Origin of the sequence: Mycobacterium sp. ELW1 (assembly GCF_008329905.1) — a bacterium.
Classification (GTDB): Bacteria; Actinomycetota; Actinomycetes; order Mycobacteriales; family Mycobacteriaceae; genus Mycobacterium.
In genome coordinates this window covers 398,395-411,561 of the sequence record NZ_CP032155.1, presented here as the reverse complement: position 1 = coordinate 411,561, position 13,167 = coordinate 398,395, and the positions used below count along the sequence as shown (strand labels likewise).

General features: G+C 65.0%; 13 protein-coding genes. 10 read left to right on the top strand and 3 right to left on the bottom strand.

Annotation, left to right across the window (positions count from 1 at the left end):
* Positions 1–28: 28 nt before the first annotated feature.
* From D3H54_RS01840 to D3H54_RS01830, 3 genes are read left to right on the top strand one after another with little or no spacing between them, the layout of a single operon-like run.
* Positions 29–544, top strand: coding sequence for a MarR family transcriptional regulator (locus D3H54_RS01840; protein WP_286199080.1), 516 nt, complete (start codon positions 29–31; stop codon positions 542–544).
* A gap of 14 nt (positions 545–558) precedes the next feature.
* Positions 559–999: an MmpS family transport accessory protein gene (locus D3H54_RS01835; protein ID WP_149377604.1), complete on the top strand. Its 441-nt coding sequence runs from the start codon at positions 559–561 to the stop codon at positions 997–999.
* Positions 996–3,899, top strand: a complete 2,904-nt coding sequence (locus tag D3H54_RS01830; RefSeq protein ID WP_149377603.1) for an MMPL/RND family transporter — start codon at positions 996–998, stop codon at positions 3,897–3,899. The genes D3H54_RS01835 and D3H54_RS01830 overlap by 4 nt, the downstream gene beginning before the upstream one ends.
* A 76-nt stretch (positions 3,900–3,975) precedes the next feature.
* On the opposite strand, the gene D3H54_RS01825 is transcribed toward D3H54_RS01830, so the two are convergent.
* Positions 3,976–4,737, bottom strand: coding sequence for an isocitrate lyase/PEP mutase family protein (locus D3H54_RS01825; RefSeq protein WP_432246465.1), 762 nt, complete (start codon positions 4,735–4,737; stop codon positions 3,976–3,978).
* Positions 4,738–4,890: 153 nt separating this feature from the next.
* Here D3H54_RS01825 and D3H54_RS01820 point away from each other — a divergent pair, with 153 nt between their 5' ends.
* The 5 genes from D3H54_RS01820 (at position 4,891) to D3H54_RS01800 (ending at position 9,040) form a co-directional block, all read left to right on the top strand.
* The gene (locus D3H54_RS01820) at positions 4,891–5,187 is read left to right on the top strand and encodes an Rv0250c family protein (protein WP_149377602.1); all 297 of its coding nucleotides are present in this window, start codon (positions 4,891–4,893) and stop codon (positions 5,185–5,187) included.
* Between the two features lie 68 nt (positions 5,188–5,255).
* The gene (gene sdhC, locus D3H54_RS01815) at positions 5,256–6,092 is read left to right on the top strand and encodes a succinate dehydrogenase subunit SdhC (RefSeq protein WP_149377601.1); all 837 of its coding nucleotides are present in this window, start codon (positions 5,256–5,258) and stop codon (positions 6,090–6,092) included.
* Positions 6,093–6,128: 36 nt separating this feature from the next.
* Positions 6,129–8,045, top strand: a complete 1,917-nt coding sequence (locus D3H54_RS01810) for a fumarate reductase/succinate dehydrogenase flavoprotein subunit (protein WP_149377600.1) — start codon at positions 6,129–6,131, stop codon at positions 8,043–8,045.
* 2 nt (positions 8,046–8,047) lie between these two features.
* Complete coding sequence (locus D3H54_RS01805; protein WP_149377599.1) at positions 8,048–8,803, top strand: succinate dehydrogenase/fumarate reductase iron-sulfur subunit; 756 nt, start codon at positions 8,048–8,050, stop codon at positions 8,801–8,803.
* An 81-nt stretch (positions 8,804–8,884) separates the two neighbouring features.
* Positions 8,885–9,040: a hypothetical protein gene (locus D3H54_RS01800; protein WP_149377598.1), complete on the top strand. Its 156-nt coding sequence runs from the start codon at positions 8,885–8,887 to the stop codon at positions 9,038–9,040.
* Between the two features lie 23 nt (positions 9,041–9,063).
* Here D3H54_RS01800 and D3H54_RS01795 read toward each other — a convergent pair whose 3' ends face one another.
* Complete coding sequence (locus D3H54_RS01795) at positions 9,064–9,546, bottom strand: flavin reductase family protein (protein ID WP_102807778.1); 483 nt, start codon at positions 9,544–9,546, stop codon at positions 9,064–9,066.
* Positions 9,547–9,662: 116 nt separating this feature from the next.
* On the opposite strand from D3H54_RS01795, the gene D3H54_RS01790 reads away from it, so the two are divergent.
* On the top strand, positions 9,663–11,375 hold the full coding sequence (locus tag D3H54_RS01790) for an AMP-binding protein (protein ID WP_149377597.1): 1,713 nt from the start codon (positions 9,663–9,665) through the stop codon (positions 11,373–11,375).
* An 11-nt stretch (positions 11,376–11,386) separates the two neighbouring features.
* Positions 11,387–12,025 carry a GAP family protein gene (locus D3H54_RS01785; protein WP_149377596.1) on the top strand — a complete coding sequence of 213 codons (639 nt, stop codon included), beginning with the start codon at positions 11,387–11,389 and terminating at the stop codon, positions 12,023–12,025.
* Positions 12,026–12,044: 19 nt separating this feature from the next.
* Here D3H54_RS01785 and pe read toward each other — a convergent pair whose 3' ends face one another.
* On the bottom strand, positions 12,045–13,160 hold the full coding sequence (gene pe, locus D3H54_RS01780) for an acyltransferase PE (protein WP_149377595.1): 1,116 nt from the start codon (positions 13,158–13,160) through the stop codon (positions 12,045–12,047).
* Between the last annotated feature and the right edge of the window lie 7 nt (positions 13,161–13,167).

Below are 13,167 nucleotides of genomic sequence, written 5' to 3'. Positions count from 1 at the left end.
TATATAGCCCTCGTGATATAGATACCCGGTGAGAAAACAGCTGACCGATCACGATGTCAGCGATTGCGTGGGCGATGCCCTCGACCAGGCGATGGACTTGACCATCCGATTCCTCAGCGACCGTGCCGATCTCAGCGCTTCCGCGGCGTTCACGATGAACCGGGTGTACCGCGAAGGTCCCGTCCGGTTGACCACACTTGCCAGCAAGGAAGGCGTCAGCCAGCCGTCGATGACCCAATTGGTCCAGCGGCTGGAACGCGCCGGGCTGGTGACTCGACTGCCCGACCCCGACGACGGCCGGGCCTGCCTGATCGGAATCACCACCGAGGGTCAGGCGTTGCTTGATGATCGCAAGCGTTTACGCCGGGAACGTCTGGCGGCATTGATGACGACCCTGACCGCCGAAGAGCAGTCGGCGCTGTGGCTCTCGGCGCGAGTGGCACTGCCGCTCATCGGCCGGCTCGTCGCCAATGCCGACTGCGGGACAGACGGTGCTACAGAGCAGGCAGAAGAAGGGCCGGCCGCGCCGCGGCCGGGCAGGTGACGGAAGGTGTTCGGGTGAAAGCTATTCCGGTCGGCCGCGTGCTCAAGCGCATCTGGATACCGTTGATTCTCATCGTGGTGTTGTCCGTATCGGGCCTCGTCGTCTCGCGACTGCACAAGATGTTCGCGTCCCAGGACCTGAATGCCGGAGCCGGCTCGGGCATCGAGATCGTCCAATTCAACCCCAAGGTCATGGTTTACGACGTCTACGGTGCGCCCGGAACCAACGCCCAGATCAGTTATTTCGACCCGGAGGCCAAGGTGCACACGGTCACCGTCCCGCTGCCCTGGTCGATCACCCTGTCGACAACATTGCCTGCGGTCAGCGCGAGCCTCATGGCGCGGACCGACGGAGATCAGATTGGATGCCGCGTCACTGTGAACGGAACCGTCCGTGAGGAGCAATCGGCTGATGGCGTCAACGCCCAGACCTACTGCCTGGTGAAGTCGGCATGACCCACACCGTCACCGCGCCCGAACCCGGCAGCAAGCCCAAGCGGCCGGTCGTCCCGCACCTGCTGCGCATCCTCGCACTGCCGATCATCCTGTTCTGGATCGCGATGGCCGTGCTGGTCAACGTGGTCGCACCCCAGCTCGAAGTCGTCGGCGAGATGCACTCGGCGCCAATGGCACCCGAAGACGCCCCGTCGATGAAGGCGATGAAGTTGATGGGGGCCAACTTCAAGGAGTTCAACTCCAACAGCACGATCATGGTCGTCATCGAGGGCCAGAAACCCCTCGGTCCGGAAGCCCACCAGTACTACGACGAGATCATCCGCAAGCTGGAACAGGACCCCGAGCACATCCAGCACATCCAGGACTTCTGGAGTGACACGCTCACCGCTGCCGGTGCCCAAAGCGCCGATGGCAAAGCGTCTTACGTGATGATCAACCTCGCCGGTGAGCAGGGCCAGACGCTGGCCAACGAAGGCGTCGACGAGGTTCGCAAGGTCATCAAGGAGACCCCGGCACCGCCCGGCGTCCAGGCGTACGTCGCCGGACCGGCCGCGCTCACCGACGACCTGCACGTCATCGGTAACGCCAGCCTCGCGATGATCACCCTCATCACCCTGGCCGCGATCGCGGGCATGCTGCTGATCGTCTACCGATCGATCCGGACCACGCTGATACAGCTGTTCCTGACGTTCCTGGGACTGTTGACCGCCCGTGGTGTGGTGTCGATCCTGGCTGTGCACGGCGCGTTCGGGCTGACCACCTTCGCCGGCAACATCCTCACAATGCTGGCGATCGCGGCCGCCACCGACTACGGCATCTTCATCTTCGGCCGATATCGCGAAGACCGCGCCCTGGGATTGGACCGCGACGACTCCTATTACGCCACTTTCAAATCCGTCGCGCCCGTCATCGTGGGTTCCGGGCTGACGATCGCGGGTGCCACGTACTGCCTGTCGTTTGCGCGCCTGCCGTACTTCACCACCATGGGCGCGCCCGTCGCGATCGGCATGCTCGTGATCGTGGCGATCGCGGTCACCCTCGGACCGGCCGTGCTCTACCTGGGCAGTCGGGTCGGGCTGTACGAGTCGAAACGGCCCGCCCACAGCAGGTTCTGGCGGCGCGTCGGCACCGCGGTGGTCCGTTGGCCCGCACCGATTTTCGTGGCGAGCCTGTTCGTGGTGCTGATCGGTGTCGTGGCGATCCCGGGATACAAGCCGGCCTACAACGACCAGCACTACCTGCCCAAGGACGCCCCGGCCAATCAGGGCTTCGCCGCAGCCAATCGACACTTCACCGAAGCCCGGATGAACCCGGACATCCTCATGGTCGAAGCCGACCATGACATGCGCAATTCCGCGGACATGCTGGTGCTGAACAAGATCGCCAGCAATGTGATGCACACCGAGGGCATCGCGATGGTGCAGAGCATCACCCGGCCGCTGGGCATCCCGATCCAGCACAGCTCGATTCCGTTCCAGACCAGCGTCCAGGGCCAGACGAGCAACATGAACCTGCCGTTCCAGCGCGATCAGCTGGACAACCAGCTGAAGACGGTTGACTCGATGAACGTCTCGATCGACATCCTGGAAAAGCAGTATCAGCTGTCCCTGAAGCAGACGCAGCTGACTCAGGACTCGGCGGCCCGGTCCCAGGATCTGCTGGAGACCACCAAGCAATTGCGGGACAACATCGCGAACTTCGATGACCAGTTCCGGCCGATGCGCAATTACTTCTACTGGGAGCCGCACTGCTACGACATCCCGCTGTGCGCCGCGGCCCGGTCGCTGTTCGATTCCCTCGACGGGATCGACCAGGTGACCGACAAAACCGAAGGAGTGCAGGGCAATACCGATCAGCTGGCCTCGCTGGCGCCACAGCTGACCGCGCTGCTCCCCCAGACGATCGCGTCGATGAAGGTCAGCCGGGATCTCGCGCTGGCGTCGTACAACTCGCAGAAGGCCCTGCTGGACCAGATGCAGGCGTCCAACGACACCGCCCTGGCGATGGGTGAGAGTTTCGACCAGGCCAAGAACGACGATCTGTTCTTCCTGCCGCCGGAAGCCTTCCAGAATCCCGACTTCGAGCGCGGCCTGAAGATGTTCTTCTCGCCGGACGGCAAGTCGACCCGCATGTTCATCACCCACGAGGGTGACCCCGCGACAGTGGACGGCATCGCCCGCGTCAACTCCGAGCGCAAGGCCGCCCAAGAGGCGCTGAAGATGTCGTCGCTGTCGAACGCCAAGATTCATCTCGGTGGCGTGGCGGCGACCTATAAGGACATGTCCGACGGCGCGAGGTACGACCTCCTGATCGCGGTGGTGTCGTCGCTGACGCTGATCTTCATGATCATGCTGATCCTGACCCGCAGTGTGGTCGCCGCACTGGTCATCGTCGGGACGGCGGGCAGCTCGATCGCCGCGTCGTTCGGTATCTCGGTGTTGCTCTGGCAGGACCTGTTCGGGATTCAGGTGCAGTGGCTGGTCATGCTGATGTCCGTCATCATCCTGTTGGCGGTCGGGTCGGACTACAACCTGCTACTGGTCTCACGGTTCAAGGATGAGATCCACGCAGGGTTGAAGACGGGCATCATCCGGTCGATGGCCGGTACCGGCAGCGTGGTGACGTCCGCCGGTCTGGTGTTCGCCGCCACCATGGCCGGCATGATGTTCAGCAAGCTGGTGGTGCTGGCCCAGATGGGTTCGACGATCGCGATCGGCCTGCTGATCGACACCTTCATCGTGCGGTCACTGCTGATGCCGTCGATCGCGACGATGCTGGGCCGGTGGTTCTGGTGGCCGCAGGTGGTCTACCCCCGAGGGGACTACCACTTCCTGCCCCCGCAGCCTCGCAAGCGACCGAGCGACGACGCCGACACCGCGGCGATGCCGGCGCAGGCCTAGAGACCTCACCGAGCGTGGGGGTTGTCGTCGAATTTTCGCGAGTTCTCGACGACAACCCCCACTCTCGGCGGAACCGCTAGCGCCAGCGGTCCAGGATCTCGTTGGCCCGCACGGTCAGCGCCCGCTGCCAGAACGGCCCGAAGCTGATCCGCCCCACCCCCAGCGGCCCGAACGACGCCGGGTCGTCGGACTCCGGCAGCGCGATCGCGTTGATCGGCAGCGGCAGCTCAGTTGCCAAGCGGCGCAACGTCTCCGGTTCGTGACGGCCCACCGGGTAGAGCACGTCGGCTCCGGCGGACGCGGCTTCGGTCAGCCGGGCGATCGCCCGGTCCACCCGGTCGGCGTCGTCGCCGTCGTTGCGCACGAACAGGTCGGTGCGGGCGTTGACCACCACGTGCACCCCGGCACTGTCGGCGGCGGCACGCAGCGCGCCCACCAATTCGGCGTGCTCGGCCGACGACCGCAGCCGCTTGCCTTCGCTGTGCACGGTGTCCTCGATGTTGAGGCCCACCGCGCCGGCGCTCAGCAGTCCCTCGATGAGGCGCTCGGCCGGCTGCGCGTAGCCGGATTCGATGTCCACCGAGACCGGCACGTCCACCGCCGAGGTGATCTGGGTGACGCGGGCGACGACGTCGTCGAAGCTCATACCCTCGCCGTCGGGCTTGCCGACGGAATCGGCCATGGGATGGCTGCCGACGGTCAGCGCCGCGAATCCGGCCGCCACCGCCAGATTCGCCGACCAGGCATCCCACACCGTCGGCAACACCACCGGGTTGCCCGGCTGATGCAAGGCCAGCAGTGCGTCGGCGCGCGTGGCAAGACTGCTCTTATCGGACACCAGGTCCCCTATCTGTCGGCTTGATCCTGGGCTGTGCAACACGACTGCCGCAACGCCATTCCCGACGTGACCTGTCTCACGTTGAGTTCCGAATGTGGCTAGCATCGGGTGTCGTACTGTGATCCATAACACCTTCAGCCCAGGGAGGTCCCCTTGACCACCACCACAGAATTGGCCGAACTTCACCATCTGATCGGTGGATTGCGGCGCTGCGTGAGCTCGTTGAAGAGCCGTTACGCCGATACTCCGGCAATGCGCCGAATCGTCAACGATGCCGAGCGCATCCTCAATGACGTGGAACTTCTTGACATCGACGCCAATGAGCTTGCCCTAACCCAGCAAACGGCGGTGTCGGCAGGAGAGAAGATCGGGATCCCCGACACCCCTTACGACTCCACCTTCTGGCGCGACGTCGATGACGAGGGCGTGGGCGGGCACAACCGCCGCTGACCCGAATTTAACCGGGTGCCGTGATCTGGGTACCCTCCGATGAGTTCATGCGAAGGGGATCACAGTAGATGAGCGCACCTGCGGGTAACCGCCCGAAAACCGGCGTCTTCTCACCCGGCCGTGCCCAGATACCGCAACGCACGCTGCGGACCGACAACTGGCTGAAAGCGCCGATCTGGACCGACCTCGGATTCGCCGCTTTCGTCATCTACGCGACGGTGCGCGCGTTCCAGCGGGACCACTTCTTCGTCCCGCAGTATCACTATCTGACGCCGTTCTATTCGCCGTGCCTGAGCAAGGCATGCGGTGAGGCGAGCGACTTCTGGCCGCAGATCCTGCCCACGACCGGGCTGCTGTCGTTGGTGCCGTACGCCTTCCTGTCGCTGCCGTTCCTGCTGCTGTTCCGGTTGACCTGCTACTACTACCGCGGCGCCTACTACCGCTCGGTGTGGCAGTCCCCGACGGCCTGCGCCGTGGCCGAGCCGCACGCGAAATACACTGGAGAGACCCGCTTTCCGCTGATCATCCAGAACACCCACCGGTACTTCTTCTATATCGCCGGCATCATCTCGCTGATCAACACCTACGACGCGATCGTGGCGTTCCACTCCGAGACCGGCCCCGGTGGCTTCGGATTCGGCCTGGGCAACATCATTCTGGTCGGCAACGTGGTGATGCTGTGGGTCTACACGATCTCCTGCCACTCCTGCCGGCACGTGACGGGTGGGCGGCTCAAGCACTTCTCCAAGCATCCGGTCCGGTACTGGATCTGGACCCAGGTCAGCAAGCTGAACACCCGGCACAAGCTGTACGCCTGGATCACGCTCGGCACCCTGATGTTCACCGATTTCTACGTCATGCTGGTGGCCAGCGGCACCATCTCTGACCTGAGATTTGTTGGCTGAGAAGAACTTTCAAACCCATAGCTTGAGCGAGGTCAAATGACGGTGGAAGTCGAACGGCATTCCTACGACGTGGTCGTGATCGGTGCCGGCGGCGCAGGCCTTCGAGCAGTCATCGAGGCCCGGGAACGTGGTCTCAAGGTTGCCGTGGTGACGAAGTCACTGTTCGGCAAGGCACACACGGTGATGGCCGAGGGTGGATGTGCGGCCGCGATGCGCAACGTCAACACCAAGGACAGCTGGCAGGTCCACTTCGGCGACACCATGCGCGGCGGCAAGTTCCTGAACAACTGGCGGATGGCCGAGTTGCACGCGCAGGAAGCCCCGGACCGGGTCTGGGAGCTGGAGACCTACGGCGCACTGTTCGACCGCACCAAAGACGGCAAGATCAGCCAGCGTAACTTCGGCGGCCACACCTACCCGCGCCTGGCGCACGTCGGTGACCGCACCGGTCTGGAGATCATCCGGACCCTGCAGCAGAAGATCGTCTCGCTGCAGCAGGAGGACAAGAAGGAACTCGGCGACTACGAGGCCCGGATCAAGGTCTTCCACGAGTGCTCGATCACCGACCTGATCAAGGACGGCGACAAGATCGCCGGCGCCTTCGGCTACTGGCGCGAGACCGGCAAGTTCATCCTGTTCGAGACGCCCGCCGTGGTGCTCGCCACCGGCGGCATCGGTAAGTCGTTCAAGGTGTCGTCGAACTCGTGGGAGTACACCGGCGACGGGCACGCGCTCGCCCTGCGCGCGGGTACCGGCCTGATCAACATGGAGTTCATCCAGTTCCACCCGACCGGCATGGTCTGGCCGCTGTCGGTGAAGGGCATTCTGGTCACCGAGGGTGTCCGCGGTGACGGCGGTGTTCTGAAGAACTCCGAAGGCAAGCGCTTCATGTTCGACTACATCCCCGATGTGTTCAAGGGGCAGTACGCCGAATCCGAGGAAGAAGCCGATCAGTGGCTGAAGGACAACGACTCGGCACGCCGCACCCCTGACCTCCTTCCTCGCGACGAGGTCGCCCGCGCCATCAACGACGAGGTCAAGGCCGGCCGCGGCACCCCGCACGGCGGCGTCTACCTCGACATCGCCTCCCGGATGCCTGCCGAGGAGATCAAGCGCCGGCTGCCGTCGATGTACCACCAGTTCATCGAGCTGGCCGAGGTCGACATCACCAAGGACATGATGGAAGTCGGTCCGACCTGTCACTACGTGATGGGTGGCATCGAGGTCGATCCCGACACCGGCGCCGGCGTGACGCCGGGCCTGTTCGCCGCGGGCGAGTGCTCCGGCGGTATGCACGGCTCCAACCGCCTGGGCGGTAACTCGCTGTCGGACCTTCTGGTGTTCGGCCGGCGCGCCGGGCTCGGTGCATCCGACTACGTGCGGGCGCTCTCGGAGCGTCCGACGGTCTCGGAGGCGGCGGTCGACGAGGCCGCCAAGCTGGCGCTGGCGCCGTTCGAGCCGAAGGACAACCCCGAAAACCCCTACACCCTGCACGCCGAGCTTCAGCAGTCGATGAACGACCTGGCGGGCATCATCCGCAAGGAGGGTGAACTCCAAGAGGCACTGGGCAAGATCGACGAGCTCAAAGCCCGCTATGCGAATGTCGTCGTCGAAGGCGGCCGCCTCTTCAACCCCGGCTGGCACCTGGCGATCGACATGCGCAACATGCTGCTGGTCAGCGAATGCGTCGCCAAGGCGGCGCTGGCGCGCACGGAAAGCCGTGGCGGACACACCCGCGACGACTTCCCGAAGATGGATTCGCACTGGCGCAACAAGCTGCTGGTGTGCCGAGTCGCGCCGGGCGAAGCGGACGCGGTCGTGCCCGACGTGACGGTGACCCCTGAGCAGCAGCCCGTGATGCGGCCCGATCTGCTGGCGACGTTCGAGCTGACCGAGCTCGAGAAGTACTACACCGAAGATCAACTGGCCGAGCACCCTGACCGGAAGGGCTGAGAATGGCTGCTTACGACGCAAAACTGCGGGTTTGGCGCGGCGACGAGGACGGCGGCGACCTGCAGGACTACACCGTCGAGGTCAACGACGGCGAAGTGGTGCTCGACATCGTGCACCGGCTGCAGGCCACCCAAGCCGGCGACCTCGCCGTGCGGTGGAACTGCAAGGCCGGCAAGTGTGGTTCGTGTTCCGCCGAGATCAACGGCCGGCCGCGACTCATGTGCATGACCCGGATGTCGACGTTCGGTGAGGACGAGGTCGTCACGATCACGCCGCTGCGGACGTTCCCGGTGATGCGTGACCTGGTCACCGATGTGTCCTTCAACTACGAGAAGGCGCGGGAGATCCCGTCGTTCACTCCCCCGAAGGACCTGCAGCCCGGCGACTACCGGATGCAGCAGGAGGACGTGAACCGCAGCCAGGAGTTCCGCAAGTGCATCGAGTGCTTCCTGTGCCAGAACGTGTGCCACGTCAACCGTGACCACGAGGAGAACAAGAAGTCGTTCGCCGGCCCGCGCTACCTGATGCGCCAGGCTGAGTTGTCGATGCATCCGTTGGACACCATCGACCGTCGCGACATGGCCCAGGAAGAGAACGGCCTCGGCTTCTGCAATATCACCAAGTGCTGCACCGAGGTGTGCCCCGAGCACATCAAGATCACCGACAACGCGCTGATCCCGATGAAGGAGCGCGTGGCCGACAAGAAGTACGACCCGGTCGTGTGGCTGGGCAACAAATTGTTCCGGCGCGACAAGTAGAGACTCTGGGCTGAGGGCCGCAGGAATCTTCGGATTCTTGCGGCCCTTGGCATTTCACCGATCGTGAGTAGCCTCGAACAGATGGGGACTGTCCACAGCATCAATGACATCCGGACCGCGATCCGCGAACTGTCCGCCCGCGCCGAACTGGCCCGCAAGCAGGGCCGCTCCGACGATGCGGATGAACTCGAACAGCGCGTCGCCGGCTACCGCGACGAGCTCGCCGAAAAGCGCTGACGGCGGGTGGAGATCAGGCTGGGCTAGATGCCCAGTCTGCGAAATGTGCTGCGGTGAAACACAATCGGCGGCACGTCGTGCACAGTGATGTCCTGGACTCGCAACACCACGATGGTGTGGTCGCCGGCCGGCACCAACTGATCGATCGAGCTCTGCATCCACACGCTGGTGCCGTGCACGAACACCGCACCGCTTTCGTGCGAGTGCGTCTCCAGCCCGGCGAAGCGGTCGCCGGTCTTGGCCGCCAAGGTGCGGGCCGCGGCGTCGTGCGATTCACCGAGCAGGCTGATGCCCAAGGACGGCAGGTCCTTCAGTTTGGGCCAGGTCTCGGAATTGTTCTGCACACAGAACGAGACCAGCGGCGGGTCCAGCGACACCGGCACGAACGTGCTGGCAGCCAGGCCGACCCGGACGCCGTCGACTTCCGCGGCGATCGCGATGACACCGGAGGGGAAATGGCCGAACGCCTCACGCAGCGAGGCGGGGCTCAGCTCTGTGTTGCTCATAACGCCGCCATCTTCCCATGCAGCGGTCGGCGCGGCCAGAATAAATCCCGGCCAGAGGTGAATTGAGACTCGTAGGGGCGGGCGCAGCTCAAATATTCGTTGAGTAGCCTTGGGCAGTGCCGAACGTCTCCATCCTGTCTGTGCTGCGCGAGCGCGCCAGTACGACGCCAGACGACGTCGCCTTCACGTTCACCGACTACGACCGGGATTGGGACGGTGTCGCCGAAAGTCTGACCTGGTCTCAGCTGTACCGCCGCACCCTCAACGTCGCGCGAGAGATCAGCCAGCAGGGCGTCCCGGGCGACCGGGCGCTGATCATCGCGCCGCAGGGCCTGGCCTACATCGTGGCGTTCCTGGGCGCCATGCAAGCGGGCTTCATCGCCGTCCCGCTCTCGGTACCCGTTCCCGGTTCGCATGACGAGCGGGTCAGCGCGGTGGTGACGGATACGTCGCCGACCGTCGTGCTGACCACCTCCGCGGTGTTCGAGGTGGCCGCGCAGTACGTCGACGACGGCGCCGCCGTGATCGCCACGATCGCCGTGGACACCCTCGATCTCGACGCGCCGCCCGGGGACGACTGTGTCGAGGTGCCCGACGGCCCCGACATCGCCTATCTGCAGTACACGTCGGGATCGACTCGGCTGCCCGCCGGCGTGATGATCTCGCACCGCAATATGTGTGCCAATTTCGACCAGTTGATGGCCGACTACGTGCCGCACTTCGGCGGCGAATTCCCACCGGGGACCAGCCTGGTCTCGTGGCTGCCGTTCTACCACGACATGGGACTGATGCTCGGGATCGGTGCTCCGATCTTCAGCGGGCACCCGGCCGACCTGATGAGCCCGATCGCGTTTCTGTCCCGGCCGGCGCGGTGGCTGCAATTGCTGGCCCGCAATCCGAAAGCGTGGTCGGGCGCACCGAACTTCGCCTTCGACCTCACCGCGCGGCGCAGCACCGACGCCGAATTGGACGGCCTCGATCTCAGCGGCGTCATCGGCATCATCAACGGAGCCGAACGCATCCACCCGGAGACCGTGGTCAGATTCAACGAACGCCTCGCCCCCATTGGCCTTCGCCCCGAGGTGATGGCGCCCTCGTACGGCCTGGCCGAGGCCACCGTCTACGTCGCCAGCAGCACCGCCAATGAGGTGCCCGAGGTGATCGAGTTCGACGCCGAGGAGCTGACCCAGGGCAACGCCATTCGCAAACCCGGTGGCACCCAGCTGCTGCGATACCAACTGCCGGTGTCGCCGCTCGTGCGGATCGTCGACGCCGATACCTGCGAGACGTGCCCGGACGGCACCGTCGGCGAGATCTGGACGCACGGTGAGAACGTCTCGGCCGGCTACTGGCGCAAACCCGAGCAGACCGGTTCCGCGTTCGGCGCGACGCTGGCGGGTCCGGCGGCGGACGTCCCCACGACCGGTTGGCTGCGCACGGGTGATCAGGGCTTCGTCTCCGAAGGTGACCTGTTCATCGTCGGGCGTATCAAGGACATGCTGATCGTGCGCGGCCGCAACCACTACTCCGACGACATCGAGGCGACGGTGCAGAAGATCACCGGCGGCAGGGTCGCGGCGATCGCGGTGTCCGATGAGGAGACCGAGAAGCTGGTCACCGTCGTCGAACTCAAGAAGCGCGACGACACCGACCTCGAGGCAGTGAAAAGCGATGTGGTCGCGGCTATTTCGCGCGCCCACGGTCTGCAGGTAGCTGACATCGTCCTCGTGGAGCCCGGTTCCATACCGACCACCACCAGCGGCAAGATCCGCCGGGCCGCGTGCATCGACCCGTATCGGCAAGGACAGTTCGTGCGGTTGGATGCGTAGCTGATCATCCGATGTGGTTCACCCTGCTGGTGATGGCCGTGGCCGTCAGTCTGGAACCGTTTCGCATCGGCATGTCGGTGGTGATGCTGAATCGGCCTCGTCCGCATCTGCAGTTGGCCGCGTTCCTGTGCGGCGGATTCCTGATGGGATTGTCGGTCGGCGCGGTGGTGCTGTTCGCGCTGGAATCGCACATCCCGGCCTCGGCGCACTTCACCCTCCCGCGGGTGCAGATCGTGATCGGTGCGCTCGCCCTGGCGGCAGCGGCGATACTGGCGGTCACCAAGGGCCGCCGCGACCGGACCGTGCCGGCGTGGTTGAGCCGTCTACTCGACGGCCCGTCGCTGTGGGTTGCCGGTGTCGCCGGCCTGGGGATCGCGCTGCCCTCGGTGGACTATCTGGCCGCGCTGGCCGTAATCGGCGCGGGCACCGCGGATCCCGCGGTGCGGTTCGGGGCGTTGCTCACGTTCAACGTCATCGCGTTCGCGCTCGTCGAGATTCCGCTGCTGGCCTATCTGGCGGCCCCGCAACGCACACATGCGGCCATGACCCGACTGCATGGCTGGGTCCGGGCGCGGCGCCGCCGCGAGGTGGCGGTGCTGCTGGCCGTGGTCGGCGTGGTGCTACTCGCGGCGGGTCTTCTCGGCGTCTGAGATCTGACAGCCGTCTGGGTCAGTGCGCGCTGGGACCGTGGTTCAGCACATACTGCAGCCCCGCCGTCAACTGAGACAGCGGATCGGTGCCGCCACCGAACGCGGCCTGCGTGGCCGGAGCCGTCACGGCGGCCGGGTCGTAGCCGTTCACGGGATCGACCTCGATCGGCGCGGTCAGCGGATCGTCATTGCGCGAATATCCGGCATCCACTGAGGGTTTCATCACCGCGTCCAGCTTGTTCAGGGTGTCTTCGTCCACGCCGAGGTACTTGAACGGCAACACCAACGGCAGGTGCTGTTCCGGAATCAGGTACGTCGTCGTCTTCGCGCCCCTGGAGTTGACGGTGGTCCTGATGTTCTGCGGCGGGACCATGCTCGGATTGGTGAACGCGACAGCGGTGTGACCGGTCGCCAGGCCCACGACCGCATTAGCCAGTGCCATCCAGTTGTCCTGCCGGTCCGGCCAGTCGGCGATGCTGTCGTAGGCGGAGACGAACCGGTACGAGTCGTACTGGCTGTCCACCTGCGGGGGCATCCGGTAATCCAGTGCCGGGACGACACTGCCGACCGGGAAGTTCTGGGCCAGGAAGCCGGACCCGAAGGCGTGCGGGGCGATCGGATCGCCGTAGGTGGCGAACGACAACTGGTCCGGTGGCGGCGCATTCGGATCGGTGGCCAACCTGTTCTGCACGGCGTTGAGCACCATCGCGCCCTCCGACAGACCGATCGCGGTACCCGGCCCGCCCGCCTGAATCGCCCGGATGACGTTGCCCTCACCCTCGTCGACCGATTCGCCGATGCTCGGGCCGTCGATACCCAGACCCGGGAAGTTGTCGTCGAGCTTTCCGATACCGGGGAACAAGCGCTCGAGGGTGTGGCCCTGAACCTGTCCCGCGGGGTAGTCGACGATCTGCCGGTCCAAGCCCGGGAACCACTCGGCACCGGTACGGCGGATGTACTCGTCGTAAGGGATGCCCAACACGTGCGCGCCGCCGAGGGCATATCCCCGGCCGGGCGTGCCGATCGGCGGACCGTCGCCGTTCGGCTGGTCGGGGGTCGGTTGGTCGGCGGCCGCGATTCCGCCCGTGGCGCACACCGTGATCAGCGTGGTCGCCGCCGCGAGTAGCTTCTTCATGCGTTGA